Here is a 23154-nt window from a genome sequence, read left to right as displayed (position 1 = left end):
GTTCGCTGGCGCTAGTCCCCGTCTTGGCTGTGGCATGGACCCGAGCGCCCGACGCTGTGATGTGCTTCACCATATACGTGCATGTATCTTAGATACAACCGTGTATATAAGCGGTCGGCGTCACATCAGCCGAAGCGACCAAGGAGGACCGGACGTGAGCAGCTACCGACTCGACGTGATAAGCGCTAGCGTCGCCGACGCAGTTCGTTACGCCGGCGGACTGATGTTCGACCGCGGTCGCGCGGGGTGGCGCGTCGTTGTCGTCACCGAGGACCTCACTCAATCAACAGCGCTGACCATTCTCGGGACCCGCACGCAGCCCCCTGGGCAACCTGAACTAATTCTGGGGAAGCCGGGTCGAATGGTCCGCACCCGAATCCTCCCGGGCGCCAGGTTTTCCGTGAACCGCCGCACAGCGCGCGTGGGGCTGCCACGGGTCGAGTCGGCTCCGCAGCTTCTGTTCTGGGGGCCGCACCTCGGCTGCGAGACGGCCGCGACAGTGCACCCAGTCCGTCATGAGCTGAGTCCGGCGGCCCGGACGTTCAAGGCCCATGCGCTGCACGCCGCCGGGCTTGACACTCATGTAGAAGCTTCGGAGGAGTTCTGGTCGACTGACGCCCTCGATCCAGCGCTCCTGGTCGATAGCTTGCTCGAATCGCAGACCCATGCCGGCGAGTTCGAAGCCCGGCCGCCTTCGCCCACTTTGATGGGAGGATGAGCCTATGGCCGAGCGGTGGACGAAAGAGCGGCGTGCCGAGCACACCCGGCAGATCCTGTTGGATGCCGCCGAGGAGGTCTTCGCTCGCAAGGGCCTTAGCGGTGCAGCGCTCGAGGAGATAGCCGACGCCGCCGGATTCACCCGCGGCGCCATCTACTCCCAATTCGGCGCCAAGGAAACGCTGTTCCTGGCGGTCGTGGACCGCCAGCGGCAGCGCTTCCTCGACGGATTCATCGACGTGATGATGTCGTTCCATCGCCTCAGTGACGTCGATCTCGACGAGTTGGCCGTCCGATGGCGCCAACTGAGCCGCGGAACGGACCGGGCGGCACTGGGGTTGGAGTTGAAGCTGTTCTTGCTGCGCAATCCCGACGCGCTCGAGCGCGTCGCCGCTCAGCGCCTCGAAACCATCCGCGCTCTCGGTGAATTCATCAGCAAGAACGTCGCCCGCATCGGCGGAACCCTCACCATCGAGGCTGAGACGCTGGCCCGGGTAATCCTTGCCGCCAACGACGGCATCACCCTCGACAGCCACCTCGATGGCCAAGACCTCTACGGCCCGTATCTGCAACTGGTGATGTCGAGCATCGAGACCCCCGACAGTTGAACTGCAGCGGCTCGTCGCCGGCTGATGCGCCGACTCCGTCACGGGTTCGCTTCCTGAGACGGACGCCTGAGCACCCGCTCTGCGGCAGTCTTCGCCACCGCGCCACCGGCGTGTTGGGACACCATTGGCCCACCGGGACCGGCCCGGCGAGCACTCCTCCTGCAACGACGAACCCGCTCCGACGCTGGTCAGAGCGGGTTGTTCTGGTCGGGCTGACAGGATTTGAACCTGCGACCACTTGACCCCCAGTCAAGTGCGCTACCAAGCTGCGCCACAGCCCGCGGTGCCGCCGGGATCGCCGGCAGCGATCGAGAGCCTACCGCAGGCCCGTCCCGAGGTCCCAACCGCTATCCGTCTTCGCGGTAGCGCGGCGGCTTCCGATACCGCTCCGACCAGCCGCCCGGGTACCGCGGGCGCCAGTCGCACGTCTCGTAGTGGTCGTGCATCGCGGCATAGGTCGCTTGATAGTCCGCGAGCTTCTCGAACTCCGGCAACGGCAACTCGACTTCAGCCCCGTACGGCTCGAAGTGCACCAGACAGAATTCCGTGCCCTTGCTGAACAACGTCACCCGGTTACACCGCGCACATCGGGCGATGGCCTGCAGCGGCCGCCCGTGCAGCGCGTGCCCGGGTGGGATCACCCAGGCGGCGCGCTGTCCTACCTCAGCCGCGTCCTCCGCCGTCAACCGGGTGAACTGGGGCGGTAGATCGCCGAACTGCGGGCCGTCGGCCGTCAGCCCGTCCTGCAGCCGGTGCACCAGATACGGCAGCGCGACATGTTCGGACCACCACTCCCGCGCCGGGCCGATCCCCGGCCTGACGAGCTCGATCTCCTCGGCGGACACGGCGGTCCCCAGCCCGACCGGGAACGCACGGACCCAACCCGTGAACAGGTCGCACATCGCCGCATCATCCTCGACCACCATCGGCCTGACCTCGCCCCGGTCCCGGCGCTCCCCCGCCCACGCCCCGGTTTCGTTGCGGCGCAACGTGAAACCGGGGTCGCCGTTGCCCCAGAAGATGAGGTCGCCGCGGATCGTCGCGCCGAGCAGGCCGACCGAGTTGAGCGTCGTCGCCAAGCCGTGCGGCGTCCACGGCGCCGGGAACCGAGCCAGCAGGGCGACGCTTAGCACCGTGCGGCACGGGTACTCCGAATCGCATGCCCGGCACTCGATCGACCTGTACTTCGGACGGTGGTGCTCCAGCGCCTGCGCCAGCAGGTACTGGTGCAGCCCGACCGGCTCGCCGGGTCGCTTCAGCTCGCGCAGGAACACCATCAGTAGGAAGTAGAAGTCCGTTGCCGCCTCGAGCGACCCGAACGGCGGTGCCGTCAAAGTCCGCATCAGCGCATCGTAAGGACCGGCGGCCACCCCGGTGAGCACCAAAGTGCGCGACGACACCCCGTTGTGGTTGTTCGCCGACCAGCTCGGCCCGGCGATGTACGGCGGCGAGCACGCCCACCGCGAAGTCCTGCTCATCGAGTCGACCGCCGCGCTGCGCAAGCGCCGCTACCACCGCCAGAAGCTGCACCTTGTGCTCTCCGCGCTCCGCCACGCCGACCGCGACCTCGGTGACCGCGCCACCCTGATGCGGACAGAGGACTACACCGATGCGCTCGAACGCTTCGACCGGCCGGTGCTGGTGTTCCAGCCGACGTCCTTCGCCGCCGAACGCTTCGTCAATCGTCTGCACGAGCAGGGGCTGGTCGCCGACGTCCTGCCCACCCCGATGTTCGCGCTGCCCCGCGCCGACTTCGAGACCTGGGCCGGCAACCGCACCCGCTTCCGGATGGAGGACTTCTACCGCGACCAGCGCCGCCGGTTCGACGTCCTGATGCAGGGCGCCGATCCGGTGGGCAACCGGTGGAACTACGACGAGGAGAACCGCGAACCACCGCCGAAGAAGCAGGATCGGCTCGACGTCCCCGCGCCGTACCGTCCCCGCGAGGACGACATCGACGAACAGGTGCGCCGCGATCTCGACGCGATGGACCTCGACACCGTCGGCGTGGACGGACCCCGCCTGTTCGCCGTCACCCCCGCCGAAGCGCAGCGGGCCCTGAAACGCTTCATCGACCACCGGCTGCCGACCTTCGGCCGCTTCGAGGACGCGATGATGGGCGACGACTGGGCGATGTCGCACTCGCTGCTCTCGGTGCCGCTCAACCTGGGCGTGCTGCATCCCCTGGACGCGGTGCACGCCGCCGAGCAGGCCTACCGCCGCGACGGCGCCCCGCTCGCCGCGGTCGAGGGATTCATCCGGCAGATCCTGGGCTGGCGCGAGTACATGTGGCATCTGTACTGGCACTTCGGACCCGGCTACACCCGAAACAACGAGCTGGCCGCCCGCACTCCCCTGCCCGACTGGTGGCGCGACCTCGACTCCGACGCCGTTACCGCCGAATGCCTACGGCACGCGCTGATGGGCGTGCGCGACCGTGGCTGGACGCACCACATCCAGCGGCTCATGGTGCTCGGCAACCACGCACTGCAGCGTGGCTACCATCCCGCCGAACTCACCGAGTGGTTCGCGACCGCCTACGTCGACGGCTTTCGGTGGGTGATGCCCACCAACGTGGTCGGCATGAGCCAGCACGCCGACGGCGGCAGGCTGGCCACCAAGCCCTACGCTGCGGGTGGCGCCTACATCAACAAGATGAGCGACCATTGCGGCGACTGCGCCTACGACCCGAAGAAGCGGGTGGGCGAGGATGCGTGCCCGTTCACCGCCGGCTACTGGGCGTTCGTCGACCGCCACCGCGACCGGCTGGCCCGCAACAACCGCACCCGCAGGGCGGTGTCGTCGATGGAACGACTCAAGGATCTGTCCGCGGTGCTCGAGCAGGAAGCGGCGCGGAAGGACTTCTGACTCACGCCGTGGCGAGCAGCCGCCACAGTCCGATCAGCCCCACCACGACGATCACCGCCCGCAGCGCTCCCGGTGACAACCGGCGGCCGTAGTGTGCTCCGAGGAAGCCGCCGGCCAGTGATCCGACAGCGATCAGACCCGCTGCGGCCCAGCTGATCCGGTCGAACGCCACGATGGTGTACGCCACCGCGGCGACCACGTTGACGATCAGCGACAGCAGGTTCTTCGCGGCGTTCATCCGCTGCATCGACTCGGGCAGCAGCGCACCCATCGCGGCGATGAGCAGGATGCCCTGCGCGGCGGTGAAGTATCCGCCGTAGATGCCGACCACGAAGGTGGCGATCACCAGTGCGGCCATCCTGCCCCGGCTGATGTCGTCGACGGACCGGCCGCTGTCCTCGGCCCGGCGCCGCGCCCAGCCCTGGATGCGCGGCCCCACCAGCACCAGCAGCAGTGCGGCGATCAGCAGCACCGGGACGACCTGGACGAAGACCTTCTCGGGCAGGTGCAGCAGCAGCCACGCGCCGGCCAGCGCGCCGAACAACGACCCGGGGATCTGCCACCGCAGCCGGCGCCACTGACCGCGCAGTTCCCGGCGGTAGCCCCAGGTGCCGGACACCCCGCCGGCGACGAGTCCGACCGCGTTCGACATGGTGGCGGTCACCGGCGGATAGCCCAGCGCGACCAGCGTCGGGAAGGTGATGAGCGTGCCGGAGCCGACCACCGCGTTGATCGCACCCGCTCCGACGCCGGCCAGCGCGATGAGGATCATGTCGAGGACGGGCACCGGACCACCCTAATCGGCGCCGACCGGTGGCCTCCGTCACGCTCAGCGCAACGGGCGACGCCCGGGAATCACCGCTTCTGGCCGCGCTTCTCGCGCACCCGCACGTTGACCCGGATCGGGCTGCCGTCGAACCCGAAGGTCTCCCGCAGCCGGCGCTCCAGGAACCGGCGGTAACCGGCCTCGAGGAACCCGCTGGTGAACAGCACGAAGGTGGGCGGGCGCGTCGCCGCCTGGGTCGCGAACAAGATGCGCGGCTGCTTGCCGCCACGCACCGGCGGCGGGTTGGCCGCGACGACCTCCTTGAGGAAGGTGTTCAGCCGGCCGGTCGAGATGCGCGCATCCCAGGACGCGAGTGCCTGCTCGAGCGCGGGCACCAGCTTCTGTACCGCACGGCCCGTCATCGCCGAGATGTTCACCCGCGACGCCCACTGCACCTGGGCGAGTTCGCGGTCGATCTCGCGGTCGAGCTGGTAGCGGCGGTCCTCGTCGACGAGGTCCCACTTGTTGAACGCCAGCACCAGCGCGCGTCCGGCCTCGATCACCATCGACAGCACCCGCTGGTCCTGCTCGGTCAGCGGCTGTGAGGCGTCGATCAGCACCAGCACCACCTCGGCGGCGTCGATGGCGCCGTGCGTGCGCACCGATGCGTAGAACTCGTGGCCGCTGGCCTGGCCGACCTTACGGCGAAGTCCGGCGGTGTCGATGAATCGCCATGTCTTGCCGCCCAATTCGATCAGCGAGTCCACCGGGTCGACGGTGGTGCCCGCGACGTCGTGCACCACCGAGCGCTGATCGCCCGCCAACCGGTTCAGCAGCGAGCTCTTGCCGACGTTCGGCTTGCCGACCAGCGCCACGCGGCGCGGTCCGCCCCCGGTCGCCGAGAACTCCGACACCGCGGGCAGGCTCTCCATCACCCGGTCGAGCAGGTCGGCGACACCACGGCCGTGGATCGCGCTGACCGGGTGCGGCTCACCGACACCCATGGACCACAGCGCCGCCGCGTCGGCCTCCCCGCGCTCGGTGTCGACCTTGTTGGCCGCCAGGAACACCGGCTTGCCGGATTTGCGCAGCATCCGTGCGGCGGCCTCGTCGGCGGTGGTCGCGCCCACCACCGCGTCGATCACCAGGATGATCGCGTCGGCCGTGCGCATCGCCACCGACGCCTGTTCGGCCACCAGCTGCTGCAGACCCTTGGCGTCGGGCTCCCATCCGCCGGTGTCCTGGACGACGAACCGCCGGCCTGACCACGTCGCGTCGTAGGAGACCCGGTCGCGGGTGACGCCGGGCACGTCCTGCACCACCGCCTCGCGGCGGCCCAGGATGCGGTTCACCAGTGTGGACTTGCCGACATTGGGCCGTCCGACCACCGCGACGACCGGCGGCGGGGAGGTCGCCTCCTCGATCGCCTCGGCGACCTCTTCGGCGCCGACCTCCCATTCGCTCTCGTCGGCCCACGTTCCGTCGTCGGTCATCGCCGCACCCCTGTGCGCCGGGCCACCAGGTCGGTCAACGCCGCCACCACCTCGGGTTCGGTCATCGCGCTGGTGTCCACCTGCACCGCGTCGTCGGCGGCGCGCAACGGCGACACCGCCCGTGTCGAGTCGAGATGGTCGCGGCGCCGGACGTCGGCGAGCACGGTCTCGTAGTCGTCGGGCAGCCCGTTGGCGACGTTCTGGTCGTTGCGCCTGCGGGCGCGTTCCTCGGCCGAAGCGGTCAGGAAGATCTTCAGATCGGCGTCCGGAAGGACGACGGTGCCGATGTCGCGGCCCTCGACCACCACGCTGCCGGGGCCCGTGGCCAGCTCCCGCTGCAGCCCCACGAGGCGGGCGCGCACCGCGGGCACCGCCGAGACCGCCGACACCGCCCTGGTCACCGCGTCGCCACGGATCTCACCGGACACGTCTTCGCCGTCGAGGTAGGCACGGTCCTCGTCGGGGTCGTAGCCCACCGACAACGGCACCGCGGCCGCGGCACGCTCGATGGCGGGCGTGTCGGCCAGATCGACCCCGGCACGCAGCACCGCCAGCGTGACGATGCGGTACATCGCCCCGGTGTCGAGATACCGCGCGCCGAGCGCACGCGCCAGCCCACGCGACACCGATGACTTCCCGGTGCCTGCCGGACCGTCCACGGCGATCGTCACTGCCTCGAGCACCGATCCGGTCACATCCCCACCGCCTTGTACAGCTCGCCGATCTCCTTGCTGGTCAACACCCGGATGCTGCCGGGGCGCTGATCGCCGAGGGTGACGGCGCCCAGGTCGGTGCGGACCAGTTCCTGCACTGGATAGCCGACCTCCGCCAGCATTCGGCGCACGATACGTTTGCGGCCCTCGTGCAGCGTCACCCGCACCAGGGTCTTGCCCGGCACCGCGTCGACCACCGCGAAGTCGTCGACCCGCGCAGGCCCGTCGTCGAGTTCGACGCCGTCGCGCAGCTTCTTGCCCACCCCGCGCGGCATGGTGCCGAGCACCGTCGCCAGGTAGGTCTTCTGAATCTCGTACGACGGGTGCATGAGCCGGTGTGCCAGTTCCCCGTCGTTGGTCAGCAGCAGCAGGCCTTCGGTGTCGGCGTCCAGCCGGCCGACGTGGAACAGCTTCTTGTTGCCCCGCACCCGGTGCTCGACGAGGTCGCCGACGCAGGGCCTGCCACGGTCGTCGGACATCGTGGAGTGCATCCCCCGCGGTTTGTTGATCGCCAGGTGCACCAGCGTGTCGTCGAACCTCACCCGCACGCCGTCGACCCGGATCTCCGACACCTCGGGATCGACACGGGTGCCCTGTTCGGTCACGATCCGGCCGTCGACCTCGATGCGGCCGTCGCGGATCATCCGCTCGGCGACCCGCCGCGAAGCCACCCCGGCCTGCGACAGCACCTTCTGCAGCCGAATCCCCTCGGCGTCCGTCCCTGCCACGTCAGTCCCGGTCCACGTCGAAGGACAGCGGCTGGTCGGTCGTGCGTCCGCCGCTGAGCTTGATGAAGCGCGGCTCGTCACCGAGCGACTCGCTGAGGTCGTCGATGACGTCGACGTCGGGCAGCAGCGGTGCGATGTCCGGCAGGTCGGTCAGAGACGACAACCCGAGGCGCTCCAGGAACAACTCGGTGGTCGCGAAGGTGGTGGCACCCGAGTCGGGGTCGGTGCCCGCCTCGGTGATCAGCCCGCGGGCCACCAGCGTGCGCACCACCGCGTCGACGTTGACGCCGCGCACCGCGCTGACCCGGGCGCGGGTCACCGGCTGCCGGTAGGCGACCACCGCGAGGGTCTCCAGCGCCGCGCGGGTCAGCTTCGACCGCGCGCCGTCCAGGACCAGCCGCTCCACATACGGGGCGAAGCGCGCACGGGTGTACATCCGCCAGCCGCCGCCCGCCTCCCTGAGGTCGATGCCGCTGCCGCGCTCGGCCAGCTCCGCGGCCATCTCCGTCAGCTTCGTGACGATCCGGTACGCCGGCTGCTCGGTGGCCGTCGCCAGCGCATCCACCGTCACCGGGGTGTCCACCACCAGCAGCAGCGCCTCGAGCACCGCACCGAGTTCGGCGTCCTCGAGCTCCGGCGCCGTCGCGACGTCGATGCCCAGGTCGGTGTCGTCGTCGTCGGTGTGATTGGAGTCGGTGCGGCTCAGGTCGTCGTGCACCGCGATGTCGTCGGTCATGGTTCTCGCTCTTCCACCGCGTCAGCGGTTGCCAGGTGTTCGCTGGTCGGCCGATCCCCGGTCCACGAAATCTGGAGCACACCAAGCGGTTCTGATTGGTCGAATGCTACCGCCCGCGCCCGGTACAGTTCGAGCAGCGCCAGGAACCTGCCGACGATCTCGATCGGACCCTCGCATTCGGCGACCAGTTCGGCGAACGTCGCCCACTCGCCCGCTCCCCGGATCTCCAGCAGCGACAACAGCCGCCTGGCCTGTTCCGGCACCGAGACCGCGGAGACGTGCATGTGCTCCATGCCCACCGTCGGCACCGGCCGCGGCGTGAACACCGTCGCCGCGATCTGGGCGAACCTGTCGGCGTCGACGCCGAGCATCACCTCGGGCAGCAGGTCGGCGTAGCGGTCCTCCAACGACACCGCCCGGGGGTAGCTGCGCAGCGCCGCCGCCTCGAGTTCGGCGAACATCACCGCCACGTGTTTGTACGCCCGGTACTGCAGGAGCCGCGCGAACAACAGGTCGCGCACCTCGAGCAGCGCGAGGTCCTCTTCGTCGTGCACCTCGCCCGAGGGCAGCAGCCGCGCCGCCTTGAGGTCGAGCAGCGTGGCCGCGACCACCAGGAAGGCGGTGGTCTCGTCGAGCTCCAGCAGCGGGCCGATGTCGCGGGTGTAGGCGATGAAGTCGTCGGTCACCTGATGCAGCGCCACCTCGGTGACGTCGAGCCGGTGGGCGAAAATCAGCTGCAGCAGTAGGTCGAAAGGGCCCTCGAAGTTGCTCAGACGCACCCGGAACCCGGTCTGACCGCCGGCGTCCGGTTCGCCGTTCCCAGCGGCTGCGGCGTCGGTGCTCACCCGCCGAACCGGTGGATGACTTCCCGCGCCAGCGCCCGATATGCCTCGGCGCCACCGGATTTCGGCGCCCAGGTGGTGATGGGCTCGCCGGCCACGCTGGTCTCGGGGAAGCGGACGGTTCGGGTGATCACGGTGTCGAACACCAGGTCGCCGAAGCGCTCGAGCACCCGCGCCATCACCTCGCGGGAATTGACGGTGCGCGGGTCGTAGCGGGTGATCAGGATGCCGCTGATGGACAGCCGCGGATTGAGCCGGTCGTGCACCTTGTCCACGGTGTCGGTCAGCAGCGCCAGCCCGCGCAGTGAGAAGTACTCACACTCGGTCGGGATGATCACGCCGTCGCTGCACGCCAGCCCGTTGACGGTGAGCAGACCCAGCGACGGCTGACAGTCGATGAGCACGTAGTCGTAGCGGTCCAGCACCGGGTACAGCGCCCGGGCCAGTGTCTGCTCGCGGCCGACCTCGTTGACCAACTGGATCTCCGCCGCCGACAGGTCGATGTTGCTGGGCACCAAGTCCAGCCCTTTGACCCGGGTGTTGATCAGCACATCGTCGATCGACACCCGCGGTTCGACCAGCAGGTTGTGAATCGTGTGGTCGAGTTCGTAGTGCGGCACCCCGAGACCGGCCGACAGGGCGCCCTGCGGGTCGAGGTCCACCAGCAGCACCCGGCGGCCGTACTCGGCGAGACTCGCGCCGAGGTTGATCGTCGACGTGGTCTTGCCGACGCCGCCCTTCTGGTTGCACATCGCGATGACCTTGGCCGGGCCGTGCGTCGTGCGTGGCGCCGGTTCGGGAACGGTGCGCGCCGTCCGGCCGGTGAGGCCGGCCTGCGCCGGTGGGTCGGCGCCGCCGCCGTCCTCACTCATATCTCGGCCATGGCGAACATCCGGGCAAGTTTAACGGCGCGACGCTGCGGAAACGGGCAGACCCGCGGGCGACATACGCTGTTGACGCCGAGTACCGACCTTCACGGAGGACCAGATGGCCCGCATCCCCGCCCGGCTGGGCCTCACCGACGACGAACTCGACGAGTTGATGACGACGTCGTGGAACATGCGGGTCGCCACCCTGGGGCCTGACGGCCGGATCAACCTGACCCCGCTCTGGTTCGGCTGGGCCGGCGGCCGCGTCTACTTCTACTGCCGCGGACAGAAGGTGGCCAACCTGCGCCGCAACCCCGCCTGCACGGTGCTCGTCGACCGCCACGAACGCTTCCCCGACCTGCAGGGTGTGATGTTCCAGGGTGAGGCTCGGGTGCTCGAGGACGCCGCTGCCGAGGAGGCCGACCAGCACCTGGAGGACGTGCGCTGGCAGATGGGCGGCAAGTACGCCGGCGGGCACGGCGAGCCGGCGCCGCCGCCGGGCCAGCGGGTGCGCAACCCGATGAGCGCGCAGGGCCGCTCGGCGCGGTGGGTGGTGTTCGCGCCGACGCAGCGCACGGTGTCGTGGGACAACCACAAGCTGGCGTCGCGCTCATGACGCTCAAGCGGCGCCTGCCGTTCCTGCGCTGGTCGGTCCTGCGGTTCGCCTGGGCGATGCCCGGCTTCGTGAAAACGGGCCAGCTCGGCGACGGACGCGAGGCCGCGGTCGCCGCCGACGTCGAGGCCAACGCCCTGGCCGGCGACGTCGACGACGTGCTGGCGACCATGGACCGCTTCGCCTACGAGAAGTCGATGCTGGTCAACGTCGGCGACGAGAAGGGCGCGCTGCTCGATGCGGCGGTGCGGCGCGCCGACCCACGCCGGGCGCTGGAACTCGGCGCCTACTGCGGCTACAGCGCGCTGCGGATCGCCCGCGCCGCGCCGGCGGCCGCGGTGTACTCCGTCGAGTTCTCCGCCGCCAACGCCGACATCGCCCGGCGGATCTGGCGCCACGCCGGCATGGCCGACCGCATCACCTGCGTCGTGGGCACCCTCGGCGACGGCGGCGCCACCCTCGACGCGCTGGCCGCACACGGGTTCGCGCCCGACAACCTCGACCTGTTGTTCATCGACCACGACAAGCGTGCCTACCTGCCGGACCTGCAGCGCATCCTCGACCGGGGCTGGCTTCACCCCGGGTCGATCGTGGTCGCCGACAACGTCCGCGTCCCCGGCGCCCCGAAGTACCGCGCGTACATGCGTGACGAGCAGGGCAGGTCCTTCGACACCGTGGAACACCGGACCCACGTGGAATACCAGACGCTGCTCGGCGACCTGGTGCTCGAATCCGAATACCTCGGCTGATGGTGGCTACCGCGCGCGGGGGTGGGCGCCCGCCCACACCTCGCGCAGCGCGTGCACCGTGACCATCGTGTAGATCTGCGTGGTGGTGACCGAGGCGTGGCCCAGGAGTTCCTGGACGACGCGGACGTCGGCGCCGCCGTCGAGCAGATGCGTCGCGAACGAATGCCGCAGCGTGTGCGGTGACACCGCCGCGGTGATCCCGGCCCGCTCCGCCGCGTCCTGCAGCACCTGCCAGGCGCTCTGCCGCGACAGCCGGCCGCCGCGGACGTTGAGGAAGATCGCCGGCGTGCCGCGGCCGCGGCGGGCCAGATCGGGCCTGCCGCGCACCAGGTAGGCGTCCAGCGCGCTGACCGCGGGCCTGCCGATCGGCACCAGCCGTTGCTTGCCGCCTTTTCCGCGCAGCAGCACCGACCGCGCGCGGGTGTCGACGTCGCCGACGTCCAGGCCGACCGCCTCGGAGATGCGCGCTCCGGTGGAGTAGAGCAGTTCCAGCATCGCGCGGTTGCGCAGGGTCAGGGGGCCGTCGGCGTCGCTGTCCCCGCCTGCGCCGTCGAGCAGCGCCAGCACCTCGTCGACGGTCAGGCTTTTGGGCAGCCGGCGTGAGGGCGTGGGCGGCTTGACCGCGCGCGCCACGTCCAGGTCGGTCAGGCCTTCGGAGGCCGCGAAGCGGTGCAGGCCGCGCACCGCGATCAGCGCGCGGGCCGCGGAGACGGCCGACAGCGCGGCGGTGCCCGCCTCCGGATCGCCGCGCCGCAGCGCCATCAGGAAGTCGCTGACGTCGGTCTCGGCGACCGCGCCGAGATCGCCGATCCCGCGGGCGTGCAGATGGTCGGCGTAGCGGCGGAGGTCACGCCGGTAGGAGCTCAGCGTGTTGGCGGCGACGCCGCGTTCGATGGCGAGGTGGTCGAGGTACCCCTGCAACTGACCGTCGAGCACCAACCCCAGGCCCGGCGGCGAGCCGCCCGCACCCAGCGCCGGTGTTGCCATCAGTGCCCTTTCCGGCGCGCGAACGCCGTCGGCCGGTCCACCCACTGCGCACTGATCGGGCGGAGCCCGTCGCGGTCACCGACGGTGTTGGCCGCCAGGATCCCCGCCACGGCGATCGAGTTGACGATCTCTCCGCGGAGCACCATACGGACGGCCTCCGACAGCGGAACCCGCTCGACGGTCAGGTCGGCCTCCTCGTCGTGCGCGTCGGGCCGCCCGACGTCGGACAGGCCCGTCGCCAGGTACACCCGCACGCTCTCGTCGCTGAATCCGGGTGCGGAGTCCAGGTCGACCAGCACCGACCAGGTGTCGGCGGCCAGGCCGGCCTCCTCCTCGAGTTCCCGGGCGGCGGTGATGTGCGGCGCCTCCCCGCCGGCGTCCAGCAGGCCGGCGGGCAGCTCCCACAGCCTGCGGCCGAAGGGGTGGCGGTACTGGTACACCAGCACGACGTTGCCTGCGTCGTCGACTGCGACCACCGCGACGGCGCCGTAGTGCTCCACCACCTCGCGACGCGCCGTCGTGCCACCCGGCATGCGCACCTCGTCGGCGCGCAGCGCGAAGATCTTGCCGACGTAGACGGTCTCGCTCTCGACGGTCTCGAAGTCGTGCTCAGCCACGGGCGGCTTGCTCGTGCAGGTACGCGGCCTGATCGCCTGTCGCCTCGGCGCCGTTGGAGCGCTCCGGGATCTCCACCGGAAGGCGTTCGGCGGCTTTGTACTCCAGCGCCGCGCCGATGAACGAGGCGAACAACGGGTGCGGGCGGGTCGGTCTGCTCTTGAGCTCTGGGTGTGCCTGCGTGCCCACCAAGAACGGGTGCGTGGCGGGGTCGTACTCGACGAACTCGACCAGGTGGCCGTCGGGCGACGTGCCGGAGAACCGCAGACCGCTGGCCGCGATGCGGTCGCGGTATTCGTTGTTCACCTCGTAGCGGTGCCGGTGCCGCTCGGACACCTCGGTGGCCTGGTAGGCCTGCGCGACGATCGAATCCGGCTCCAGCACAGCCGGATACGCACCGAGTCGCATCGTGCCGCCCAGGTCCGCCTCACCGGCCACCGCATCGCGCTGATCGGCCATCGTGGAGATCACCGGGTCCGCGGTCGTCGGGTCGAACTCCGCGGAGTTGGCGTCGGCCAGCCCCACCGAGCGCGCCGCCTCGATGACGATGCACTGCAGGCCCAGGCACAGCCCGAGCACCGGAAGGCCCCGCTTGCGGGCGTAGGAGATGGCGCCGATCTTGCCCTCGATGCCGCGGATGCCGAACCCGCCGGGGATGAGCACCCCGTCCACATCGCCGAGCGCCAGGGCCGCCCCGTCCGCCTCGCAGTCGTCGGAGGCGACCCACCGCATCTCCACCTTGGCGTGGTGCTTGAAGCCGCCCGCACGCAGTGCCTCGGCGACTGACAGGTACGCGTCGGAGAGGTCGATGTACTTGCCCACCAGCGCGATCCGCACCGTCTCCTGCGGTTCGTGCACCCGCCGCAGCAGATCGTTCCACTGCGTCCAGTCGACGTCGCGGAACGGCAGGTTGAGCCGGCGCACCACATAGGCGTCGAGCTCCTCGCGGTGCAGCACCTTCGGGATGTCGTAGATCGACGGCGCGTCCGGCGTCGAGATGCAGCCGTCGATGTCGACGTCGCACATCAGCGCGATCTTGTTCTTCAGCGCTTCCGGCACGTCGCGGTCGCAGCGCAGGATCAGCGCGTCCGGCGTGATGCCGATGCTGCGCAGGGCCGCCACCGAATGCTGGGTCGGCTTGGTCTTCAACTCCCCCGACGGCGCCATGTACGGCACCAGGGAGCAGTGCAGGAAGAAGCAGTTCTCCCGGCCCACCTCGTGGCGCACCTGGCGGGCGGCCTCCAGGAACGGCAGCGACTCGATGTCGCCGACCGTGCCGCCGACCTCGGTGATGATCACGTCGGGCCGGTTGCCGTCGGCGTCGGGGATGGCCATCGCCAGAATCCGGCGCTTGATCTCGTCGGTGATGTGCGGGATCACCTGCACGGTGTCGCCGAGATACTCGCCGCGCCGCTCCTTGGCGATCACGGTCGAATACACCTGACCGGTGGTCACATTCGCCGAGCCGGACAGGTTCCGGTCCAGGAACCGTTCATAGTGCCCGACGTCGAGGTCGGTCTCGGCGCCGTCCTCGGTGACGAACACCTCACCGTGCTGGAACGGGTTCATGGTGCCGGGATCCACGTTCAGATACGGGTCGAGCTTCTGCATCGTCACCTGCAGCCCGCGGGCGGTGAGCAGCTGACCCAGGCTGGAGGCCGTCAGCCCCTTGCCGAGCGAGGAGACCACGCCGCCGGTGACGAAGAGATGCTTGGTCGCCGTTTGCGGGTGCTTGCGTAACGATGGCAAGAGCGACCTCCGTGATGACCGGCGCAGGACGATGCAAGGACTGCTGGGGCCTGCCGACCCACGGAACCCCACCCTAACAGCGAGTCCGACATGACGTCACTGACGCGCCGTAGCTGCGACCAACGGGTCGCCTACTGGGGAACGGTGACCGAGGTGGCGCCCTGCCCGATGCCGTACTGCCCGGGCCGTCCACCGTTGACCAGATCCTGCACGGCCAGCACCGCGGTAAGTCGCCCGGACTCCGCGTCGACGTCGTCGACCGTGCTCACAGCCGCGGACAGCGCGGCGTCACTCCTGGTCACCGCCACCGATCCGGTGCCCGACGCCGACCCGTCCCGGCCGACCAGAACAGTCCCCGACCCGTGTTGCGCGAGGCCCGCGGCGAATCTCGCGACGGTGGCGCCCCGGTTGCCCGCATCGTCTGCCATCCCCGCTCCGGTGACGACCACCGCCGCGTTGGCGGCGCCGATGCGCTGGTCACCGTAGGTCAGGAAGCCGGTGTCGCGAAGCGCGGCCAGCACCGTGTCGCGGGACATGTCATCGACCGCGGGCGCACCGGGCTTGCCGGTCGTCAGCAGAGCGATGCCGAGCAGGTCCCCGGCCTGGGAGCCCTGATCCACCGATGTCGTCTTGAGCTGGGTACCGGCGGGCACGATCGGCGAGTTCACCACCGACAGCAACTTCTCCGCGGAGTTGGCCTCGACGAACTCGGGGGTCAATGACACGGTGCCGGTGACCGTACCGCCGCCCTGGCCGATCAGCCGCGACAGCGCCTCGACGTCGTCGTCGGCCGCGTCCGGTGTGCGGAACAGCACCACCGACTTGCCGCCCAGCGCGTCACGCAGGATCCGCTGCGACATCTGGGCGTCGAATTCAGCCGCGGCGCTGAGCCTCTCGTTCAGCGCGTTCTTCTCGCCGGTCAGCGTGTCGATCTGGTGCTGCAGATCCTGTTTGTCGTCGCGGAGCCCGGACAGCACCGTGCTCGACAACAGGCCGGATCCGAGCGCAACCCCGATCGCCAGCGCCAGGAACACCGCGGCCAGTGAGATCGCATGCGCGCGAAGCGAGATCATCGATACCCCTCAGGTGACCAGACCCTGGATCCACAGCGTGAACTGGTTCCAGTACTCCACTACCCAGTCGATGACGGCGGCGTCGGCCCGCGACACCCACAGTGCCGCTATCACCGCGACCAGCATCGCCATGATCAGCAGCGCGATGGCGCCGCCGGAGACCCTGCTGCGGTACAGCGTGGCGACGGCCTTGGCGTCGACGAGCTTCTCGCCGACCTTGAGCCGGGTCAGGAATGTCGAGGGATTGCTGTGCTGTCGTGAGCGGTCGAAGAACTCCTCGATGCTCGCGGAGTGGCCGACCGTGACGATCAGCGACGCGCCGTGGTGGTGGCTCAGCAGCAGCGCCAGATCGGCCGCCGATCCCGCCGCGGGGAAGGTCATCGCGCCGACGCCGAGGTCCTGGATCCGCTCCAGCCCGGCGGCGTGGCCGTCGGCGTCAGCGGGCAGGATCACCTGCGCTCCGCCCCGCAGCGTCTCGGCGCTGATCCGGTCGGGGTCGCCGACGATCAGTGCCGGCCGGTAACCCGCCTTGCGCAGCACGTCGGCGCCGGTGCCGACGCCGACCAGCACCGGCTGGTACTCCTTCAGGAACGGCTTGAGCGCCTTGAGGTCCTCGGCCGCGTCGGGTTCCTCGGCGACGATCACCACGTGGCGGCGGTTGATGTCGACGTCGATGTCGGGGATGCCGATGCCGTCGATGAGCAGCGGGCTCTCCGAGCGGATGAACTCGATGGTGTTGCCGGCGAAGGCTTCCAGATGCGCGACGAGACCGCTCTTGGCCTCGTGCATCAGCTCGTTGATCTCCTGGTCCGTGCGCTCGGTGCCCAGCGCCAGGCGACGGTCACCGGAGTACACGCCGCCGTTGTGCAGGCGCACCCGGGCGCCGTCCTTGACCTTCTTGAAGACGTCCGGCCCGGTCTCGTCGATCAGCAGCACGCCGTTGGCGACGAGCACCTCGGGCCCCAGATTGGGGTAGCGGCCGGAGATCGACGGCGACGCGTTGACCACGCCTGCGACGTTCGCCTCGACGAGCGCGTCGGCGGTGATGCGGTCCAGGTCGAGCGCGTCGAGCACGACGATGTCGCCGGGTCCCACACGTCGCAGGAGCCGGTCGATGTCGCGGTCGACTCGTGCGGTTCCGGTGAGGCCCGGGCGCGTGCCGGCATTTCGGGTTAGCAGCGCTGACATCTTCATGCGGCGATTCTGTCGGCCAACCCTCAAGTAGAGGTGGAGGCGCGCCGTAACACCTGCCTCAGAAGTGTTCTTCTGTCACAGCTGTCACATCACGGGGCGTCGGTGCGCTCCTGCTGTGCGGCGTCCAGCAACTCGCGCGCATGCGCCCGGCCACTGTCGGACTCGCCCAGCCCGGCCAGCATCCGCGCCAGCTCGGCGACCCGGTCGTCGTCGTCGATGCGCCGCACCCGGCTGGCGTTGCCGCGGCCGCCGCTGTCGACCACCAGGTGCGCGTCGGCGTACGCGGCGACCTGCGGCAGGTGGGTGACCACGATGACCTGGTGGCTGCGCGCCAACCGGGCCAGCCGACGCCCGATCTGGACGGCTGCCCGGCCGCCGACGCCGGCATCGACCTCGTCGAAGACCATCGTCGTGCCGGCGTCGGATGCGGCGAGGACGACTTCGAGCGCCAGCATCACCCGGGACAGCTCGCCGCCCGACGCACTCTTGGACAGCGGCAGGACGTCGGTGCCACGGTGGGCGGCGAACCCGAACTCGACGGCATCGACACCGTCGTGCCCGGCATGTGCCTCCGTGCCGTCGGCCAGCTTCAGCGGTGCCGAGTCGTCGGCCCGGGCCGGCAGTGGCGCCACCGTCAGGGTGAAGTCGGCACCGGTCATCGCCAGCCCGGACAGCTCCGCGGTGACGGCCTTCGCCAGACCCTTCGCCGCCTTGGTGCGAACCCTGGTCAGCTCCGTCGCCGCCGCGACGACATGGGCCTGCAGTTCACGCACCCGCTCGTCGAGGCCGGCGAGCGCCTCCTCCGACACGTCGAGCTGATCGAGCCGCTCCCGCGATTCGTGCGCCCATGCCAGCACTCCGTCGATGTCGGCGGCGTACTTGCGGGTCAGCGTTCGCAGCTCGGCCTGTCGTGCCAGCTTGGCCTCCAGGGTGCTGGCATCGCTGGGCAGTTCGGCCAGGAAGTCGCCGAGCTCGCCGGCCACGTCGTTGACCACCGCGAGCGTCTCGGCCAGCCGGGCGCCGAGGGCACGCAGCGCGGTGTCGTCGGTGCCCTCCAGGGCGGCCCGGGCGTGACCCAGACCGTCGACGGCCGACGAATCCCCCGGCGCGGCGAGCTCGTCGAACGCACCGGCGAGCGCGGTGCGCGCGGTCCGCGCCGCTTCACGCAGCGCATCGAGCTCCGACAGCCGCCGGATGTCCTCGACGAGCGTCTCGTCCTCGCCGGGTTGCGGGGCGACCGCGTCGATCTCGTCGAGGCCGAACTTGAGCCGGTCGGCCTCCAGGGTGAGCTCACGCGCACGCTCGCGGCGGTCCGCCAGGTCCCGGCGGGCGGTCAACCACGCCTCGCGCGCCGCGCGGTACTTCTGCAGCGCCTTATCCACGCCGGCGAACCGGTCGAGCGCCGCGCGCTGTTCCTCGGGCCGCATCAGCCGCAGCTGGTCGTTCTGGCCGTGCAGGGTGAGCAATTCGGTGGTGAAGGTGCTCAGCGACTTCGCAGGCACACTGCGGCCACCGAGATAAGCGCGGGACGGACCGTCGCGGCTGACCGAACGCGCCGCGATGACGCTGCCGTCGTCGTCGCGCTCGGCGCCGCAGGAGTCCAGGATTCCGTCGACGCGGCCTGCCGTCCCGTCGCCGAGATCGGTCGTGGTGAACCGGCCTTCGACCACGGCCCTACCCGCCCCCGTCCGCACCCTCGAGGCGTCGGCACGGGCGCCGCCGAGCAGGTGCAGACCGGTGACCACCATCGTCTTGCCCGCGCCGGTCTCGCCGGTGAGCACGGTCAGCCCCCGGTCGAACTCGGCGGTGGCGGCGCTGATGGCGCCCAGCGACTCGATTCGTATTTCAGCCAGCACCTGTGACTACTGCCCCCGCCAGCCGGTCACGGGCAGCCGGAACTTGCGCACCAGCCGGTCGGTGAAGGGCGCGCTGTCGAGGCGCACCCACTTCAACGGCGTACCGCAACGGGTTACTTCCAGCCGGCCACCTGCCGGCAGCTTCATCTCCCGACGGCCGTCGCAGAACACCGTCGCGTCGTGTCCGTCGCCCTCGATCTCGATGGCGATCGCGGCATCCGGGCTGGTGACCATCGGCCGGGCGAACAACGCGTGCGCATTGTTCGGCACCACCAATATCGCCTCGAGATCCGGCCACAGCACCGGACCCCCGGCGGAGAAGGCGTAGGCGGTGGATCCGGTCGGGGTCGCCACCAGCACGCCGTCGCAGCCGAACGCCGACACCGGCCTGCCGTCGACCTCCAGCACGGCGCCGAGCACGCCGAGGCGCGGGCCCTTCTCCAGGCTCGCCTCGTTGAGTGCCCACCCCCGGTGCAGGATCTCCCCCGCCGCGCGTACCACCACGTCGAGCGTCATCCGTTCCTCGATGCGGTAGTTGCGGTTGATGACGTGGTCGAGGACGCTGTCGAGCGCGTCGAGCTCGGCTTCGGCGAGGAACCCGATTCGGCCCAAGTTGATTCCGAGCACCGGGATCTCGACATTGCGGGCGAGTTCGGCGGCGCGCAGGAATGTGCCGTCACCACCGAGGCCGATCACCAGCTCGCAGCCCTCGGCGGCCCGCTCCTCGGCATCGACCACCTCGAAACCCGTACCGAGGGCGCCCATCTCCTCGGGCGCCAGATGCAGCGGGGCCTTGTCGACGGCCTCCGCGGCAAGTACCCGCAGGCTGATGCCGTTGTTGCTCAACACCTTCTGCACCCGGCGGACGACGTCGATGGCTTCCGGACGCCCGGTGTGCACCACCATCAGCATGGTTCGTTCGACCGTCATTGCGGCCCTTCCGTCACGGCACGCGTCACCGCGTGCTCGAGGTCGCCTGCGGGCAACGCGCCGTCCGCGCCGCTGCGTAGCCAGAGGAAGTACTCCACATTTCCCGAAGGGCCGGGCAGCGGGCTCGCGGCGACCCCGGCGGCGTGCCAGCCGAGTTCGGCGGCGCGGTGCGCGACCTGCAGCACCGCCTCGGCCCGCAGGCCCGGTTCGGACACCACCCCGCCGGGGCCGACCCGGCCCTTGCCGACCTCGAATTGCGGCTTCACCATGGGAACGATATCGGCGTCGGGTGACGCGCAGGCGGTCAGCGCAGGCAGCACGGTGCCCAGCGAGATGAACGACAGGTCGGCCACCACGAGGTCGACCGGACCACCGATCGTCTCGGCGGTGATCTCGCGCACGTTGGTCCGCTCCAGCACGGTCACCCGCTCATCGGACCGCAACGACCAGGCCAGCTGTCCGTACCCGACGTCCACGGCGACCACCTCGCGGGCACCCCGGTCGAGCAGCACCTCGGTGAAGCCGCCGGTGGACGCGCCGGCATCCAGGCAGCGCCTGCCGTCTGCCGAGATCCCGAAGGCCGACAGCGCGCCGATGAGCTTGTGCGCGCCGCGCGAGACCCAGGTCCGCTCGGTGGCGGTCACGGTGAGGTTGGCGTCCACGGCGATCGCCGTCGCCGCCTTCGCCGCAGGCATGCCGTCGATGGACACGCGGCCGGCGCCGATCAGTTCGGCCGCCTGCTGGCGCGACCGCGCCAGTCCGCGCCGCACCAGTTCCGCGTCAACACGAGCGCGCCGCGCCACGTGCGCTCACCTCTCGAAGCCCGAAGAGGCCGCGGGACCCCGGTCCACCGCCTCGAGCGCGTGCACCAGCAGATCGTGGGCCTGCTCCAGTTGCGCGGCGATCGCCTCGATCTCCGCATCGGCGAGTTCGGCCGCATCGGGGCCGACGTCGGGCAACTCGGCGAGCCGAGCCGCGATCTCGGAGCGGATCTGATCGGGGTCGGTAATCATGTCGACGTTCACGCTAGTCGATCGGGCATCACAGCAGCGACAGGTGCTGCAGCGCCTCCCGGGCGGTGTCGTCACCGGCGTCGACGGTCAGCGAATCCCCCGCGATACCGGCCGACCACACTGCGTCGGCCAGGGCGCGCAGCACCGACAGACCGTCGCCGTGATCCTGACCCGTGGCGCTGACGGTGACCGCCGTGGTGTCGACGTCGACCCGCCACCCCGGGTGTGGTCCCACCCGCAGCTCTTCCGCGGGCCGATCGAGCGAGCGCAGGTCGGCGCCGATGAATCGGGGACGCAGGTCGGCAGGGGCGCGCAGCGTGTCGTCGGCGGTGCTGACACCGCTGAGCACGAGAAGGCTGGGCAGCTCGGCGGCGTTGGCGCCGGCGATGTCGGTGTCGAGGCGGTCCCCCACAGTGAGCGGAGTGGCGTAGCTCCCCCGGCTGAGCGCATCGGAGAACAGGGTGGGCTGCGGCTTGCCCGCCACCTGCGGCTCCCGCGCGGTCGCCGCCCGCAGCGCCGCCACCATCGATCCGTTGCCGGGCAGCAGGCCGCGCTCGGACGGCAGGGTGAGATCGACGTTCGCGGCCACCCACAGGGCGCCGGCCCGGATGGCGAGGGCCGCTTCGGCGAGGTCGGACCAACCGGTCTGCGGGTTGTGGCCCTGCACGACGGCGACCGGCTCGTCGTCCGCCCGGCGGACCGGCCGCAGTCCGCGGCCGGCGACCTCGTCGGCCAGCGCCTCGGTCCCGACGATCAGCACCTTGGCCTCCGGCGGCAGCTGGTCGGCCAACAGTCTGGCGGCGCTCTGTGCGCTGGTGACGACGTCGTCAGCGGTGGCACGGAATCCGAGTTCGGTCAGGTGCGCGGCGACGTCACCGGGTGCGCGGGACGCATTGTTGGTGACGTAGAGGACTCTCGCCTCGAGCGCCGCGAGGGTGTCGACGGCCCCGGTGGTCGGCTCGTGTCCACGGAAGACGGTGCCGTCGAGATCGAGCAGCAGGCAGTCATGTTGCGCAGCAATGCTTGTCACGACCGTCTCAGCTCAGCTCGGTGATTCGGTCTTCGGCGTCGGTGGCGCCCTCGAGGTCGGCGGCGGCGGCGTTGATGAACCACTGCAGCGCCTCGTCGCGGCGCTCCAGCGCGAGCAGCGTCTCTGCGTAGACATAGAAGAGTCGAGCCGCGGTTTGCCCGGTCCTGGTCCGGTCGAGTGGAGGTGAGGACAGGATCGCCAGCGCCTGCTCGACCTGACCGAGGTCGGACCGGGCGCCGGCGACGACGATGCGCAGCTCGTCGGCATCGTCGCCGGTGAGCTGCTCGGCTTCCGGGCTACGCGCCAGCTCGATCGCACGCTCCGGCCGGCCGATGCCGCGTTCGCAGTCGGCGATCAGTGCCAGGAGCGGCGACTTGCTGCCCATCCGGCGCGCCGCGCGCAATTCCGCGAGCGCCTGATTCCAATCGCCGCAGTGATACGCCGCGATTCCGACGGCCTCGCGCACTGTCGCGAGCCGGCTCGAACGCGCACGGGCCGCCCGCGCATGTTCCAGCGCGGCCTCGGGGTCCTCGTCGAGCAATGTGCCTGCGGCCACCAGATGGCGGGCGACGAAGTCGGCGGTGGCCTTGTCCAGCGTGGTGAGTTCGCGTCGGACTTCGGGATTCAGCTGTTTGGCTTCGATGTCCCGAGGAATGGCGGGTCCCGGCGCGCCCTGCTCATTGCCCGCGGGTTGCGCGCCGCGCGCCCTGCCGGGTCCCGACGACCGCGGCGCCGAGCGTTGGTTGCGCGGCCGGCCGCCGTCGGGGGTACGTCCGGGTCGCTGGTCGCCGCGTCCGCTCTGCCTGTCGTCGCCCACGTGTGCCTTCCGCTGGTTGCCCCGACCGAAGTTTACGGCCACGGCGCATTCGACGACAATTTGGCATTCAAAGAATGGCGTCGAATAAAAGAGAATCACCCCCCACGTGAACGTGGGGGGTGATCCTTAATGTGTGTTCGGCGGTGTCCTACTTTTCCACCCGGAGGGGTAGTATCATCGGCGCTGGT

Annotated in this window: 24 protein-coding genes and 1 tRNA gene; 5 read left to right on the top strand and 20 right to left on the bottom strand. The window is 70.2% G+C overall.

What is annotated here, in order from left to right; genetic code table 11:
- Positions 1-154 precede the first annotated feature (154 nt).
- Together O6P37_RS18630 and O6P37_RS18625 are read left to right on the top strand one after the other, a co-directional pair.
- Positions 155-718 carry a hypothetical protein gene (locus tag O6P37_RS18630; RefSeq protein WP_269895474.1) on the top strand — a complete coding sequence of 188 codons (564 nt, stop codon included), beginning with the start codon at positions 155-157 and terminating at the stop codon, positions 716-718.
- Positions 719-722: 4 nt separating this feature from the next.
- Positions 723-1325 (top strand): TetR family transcriptional regulator, encoded by a 603-nt coding sequence (locus O6P37_RS18625; RefSeq protein ID WP_269895473.1) that lies wholly within the window; start codon positions 723-725, stop codon positions 1323-1325.
- A gap of 204 nt (positions 1326-1529) precedes the next feature.
- On the opposite strand, the gene O6P37_RS18620 is transcribed toward O6P37_RS18625, so the two are convergent.
- Positions 1530-1606: transfer RNA gene (locus O6P37_RS18620), tRNA-Pro, on the bottom strand.
- 66 nt (positions 1607-1672) lie between these two features.
- A complete protein-coding gene (locus O6P37_RS18615; RefSeq protein ID WP_269895472.1) occupies positions 1673-2668 on the bottom strand; it encodes a hypothetical protein in 996 nt (331 codons plus the stop codon).
- A gap of 31 nt (positions 2669-2699) precedes the next feature.
- Here O6P37_RS18615 and O6P37_RS18610 point away from each other — a divergent pair, with 31 nt between their 5' ends.
- Positions 2700-4193 carry a cryptochrome/photolyase family protein gene (locus O6P37_RS18610; RefSeq protein WP_269895471.1) on the top strand — a complete coding sequence of 498 codons (1494 nt, stop codon included), beginning with the start codon at positions 2700-2702 and terminating at the stop codon, positions 4191-4193.
- 1 nt (position 4194) lies between these two features.
- On the opposite strand, the gene O6P37_RS18605 is transcribed toward O6P37_RS18610, so the two are convergent.
- From O6P37_RS18605 to O6P37_RS18575, 7 genes are all read right to left on the bottom strand, one after another.
- Entirely contained in the window at positions 4195-4980 is a 786-nt protein-coding gene (locus tag O6P37_RS18605) for a sulfite exporter TauE/SafE family protein (protein ID WP_269895470.1), read from the bottom strand.
- Positions 4981-5048: 68 nt separating this feature from the next.
- Positions 5049-6452: a ribosome biogenesis GTPase Der gene (der, locus tag O6P37_RS18600; RefSeq protein WP_264013631.1), complete on the bottom strand. Its 1404-nt coding sequence runs from the start codon at positions 6450-6452 to the stop codon at positions 5049-5051.
- On the bottom strand, positions 6449-7135 hold the full coding sequence (cmk, locus tag O6P37_RS18595) for a (d)CMP kinase (RefSeq protein WP_269895659.1): 687 nt from the start codon (positions 7133-7135) through the stop codon (positions 6449-6451). The genes der and cmk overlap by 4 nt, the downstream gene beginning before the upstream one ends.
- A gap of 8 nt (positions 7136-7143) precedes the next feature.
- Positions 7144-7893 carry a pseudouridine synthase gene (locus tag O6P37_RS18590; protein WP_264013630.1) on the bottom strand — a complete coding sequence of 250 codons (750 nt, stop codon included), beginning with the start codon at positions 7891-7893 and terminating at the stop codon, positions 7144-7146.
- 1 nt (position 7894) lies between these two features.
- On the bottom strand, positions 7895-8629 hold the full coding sequence (gene scpB / locus O6P37_RS18585) for an SMC-Scp complex subunit ScpB (protein ID WP_269895469.1): 735 nt from the start codon (positions 8627-8629) through the stop codon (positions 7895-7897).
- Positions 8626-9474, bottom strand: coding sequence for a segregation/condensation protein A (locus O6P37_RS18580; protein WP_269895468.1), 849 nt, complete (start codon positions 9472-9474; stop codon positions 8626-8628). Before O6P37_RS18580 ends, scpB begins: the two co-directional genes overlap by 4 nt.
- Positions 9471-10343, bottom strand: a complete 873-nt coding sequence (locus O6P37_RS18575) for a ParA family protein (RefSeq protein WP_269895467.1) — start codon at positions 10341-10343, stop codon at positions 9471-9473. The genes O6P37_RS18580 and O6P37_RS18575 overlap by 4 nt, the downstream gene beginning before the upstream one ends.
- Before the next feature lie 115 nt (positions 10344-10458).
- Here O6P37_RS18575 and O6P37_RS18570 point away from each other — a divergent pair, with 115 nt between their 5' ends.
- Together O6P37_RS18570 and O6P37_RS18565 are read left to right on the top strand one after the other, a co-directional pair.
- Positions 10459-10956: a pyridoxamine 5'-phosphate oxidase family protein gene (locus O6P37_RS18570; protein ID WP_269895466.1), complete on the top strand. Its 498-nt coding sequence runs from the start codon at positions 10459-10461 to the stop codon at positions 10954-10956.
- Positions 10953-11702 carry an O-methyltransferase gene (locus O6P37_RS18565; protein WP_269895465.1) on the top strand — a complete coding sequence of 250 codons (750 nt, stop codon included), beginning with the start codon at positions 10953-10955 and terminating at the stop codon, positions 11700-11702. Before O6P37_RS18570 ends, O6P37_RS18565 begins: the two co-directional genes overlap by 4 nt.
- A gap of 6 nt (positions 11703-11708) precedes the next feature.
- Here O6P37_RS18565 and xerD read toward each other — a convergent pair whose 3' ends face one another.
- The 11 genes from xerD to O6P37_RS18510 all read right to left on the bottom strand — a co-directional run bounded on the left by xerD (position 11709) and on the right by O6P37_RS18510 (position 22966).
- A complete protein-coding gene (xerD, locus tag O6P37_RS18560; RefSeq protein ID WP_269895464.1) occupies positions 11709-12689 on the bottom strand; it encodes a site-specific tyrosine recombinase XerD in 981 nt (326 codons plus the stop codon).
- Complete coding sequence (locus O6P37_RS18555) at positions 12689-13306, bottom strand: NUDIX domain-containing protein (RefSeq protein ID WP_269895463.1); 618 nt, start codon at positions 13304-13306, stop codon at positions 12689-12691. The genes xerD and O6P37_RS18555 overlap by 1 nt, the downstream gene beginning before the upstream one ends.
- The gene (locus O6P37_RS18550; protein WP_269895462.1) at positions 13299-15053 is read right to left on the bottom strand and encodes a CTP synthase; all 1755 of its coding nucleotides are present in this window, start codon (positions 15051-15053) and stop codon (positions 13299-13301) included. Before O6P37_RS18550 ends, O6P37_RS18555 begins: the two co-directional genes overlap by 8 nt.
- Before the next feature lie 131 nt (positions 15054-15184).
- Positions 15185-16126 (bottom strand): copper transporter, encoded by a 942-nt coding sequence (locus O6P37_RS18545; RefSeq protein ID WP_269895461.1) that lies wholly within the window; start codon positions 16124-16126, stop codon positions 15185-15187.
- Positions 16127-16135: 9 nt separating this feature from the next.
- Entirely contained in the window at positions 16136-17320 is a 1185-nt protein-coding gene (gene steA / locus O6P37_RS18540; RefSeq protein WP_269895460.1) for a putative cytokinetic ring protein SteA, read from the bottom strand.
- An 89-nt stretch (positions 17321-17409) separates the two neighbouring features.
- The gene (gene recN / locus O6P37_RS18535; RefSeq protein ID WP_269895459.1) at positions 17410-19176 is read right to left on the bottom strand and encodes a DNA repair protein RecN; all 1767 of its coding nucleotides are present in this window, start codon (positions 19174-19176) and stop codon (positions 17410-17412) included.
- Between the two features lie 6 nt (positions 19177-19182).
- The gene (locus O6P37_RS18530; protein ID WP_269895458.1) at positions 19183-20106 is read right to left on the bottom strand and encodes an NAD kinase; all 924 of its coding nucleotides are present in this window, start codon (positions 20104-20106) and stop codon (positions 19183-19185) included.
- Entirely contained in the window at positions 20103-20909 is an 807-nt protein-coding gene (locus tag O6P37_RS18525; protein ID WP_269895457.1) for a TlyA family RNA methyltransferase, read from the bottom strand. The genes O6P37_RS18530 and O6P37_RS18525 overlap by 4 nt, the downstream gene beginning before the upstream one ends.
- Before the next feature lie 6 nt (positions 20910-20915).
- Positions 20916-21119, bottom strand: coding sequence for a hypothetical protein (locus tag O6P37_RS18520; RefSeq protein ID WP_269895658.1), 204 nt, complete (start codon positions 21117-21119; stop codon positions 20916-20918).
- A gap of 28 nt (positions 21120-21147) precedes the next feature.
- On the bottom strand, positions 21148-22149 hold the full coding sequence (locus O6P37_RS18515; protein ID WP_269895456.1) for an HAD-IIA family hydrolase: 1002 nt from the start codon (positions 22147-22149) through the stop codon (positions 21148-21150).
- Positions 22150-22156: 7 nt separating this feature from the next.
- Entirely contained in the window at positions 22157-22966 is an 810-nt protein-coding gene (locus O6P37_RS18510) for a tetratricopeptide repeat protein (RefSeq protein ID WP_269895455.1), read from the bottom strand.
- Positions 22967-23154: the final 188 nt, after the last annotated feature.

The organism is Mycobacterium hippophais, from assembly GCF_027529605.1.
In the GTDB taxonomy this organism is placed as follows: domain Bacteria; phylum Actinomycetota; class Actinomycetes; order Mycobacteriales; family Mycobacteriaceae; genus Mycobacterium; species Mycobacterium arseniciresistens.
The sequence above is the reverse complement of the archived record's forward strand: the minus strand, read 5'-3'. Positions and strand labels throughout refer to the sequence as shown.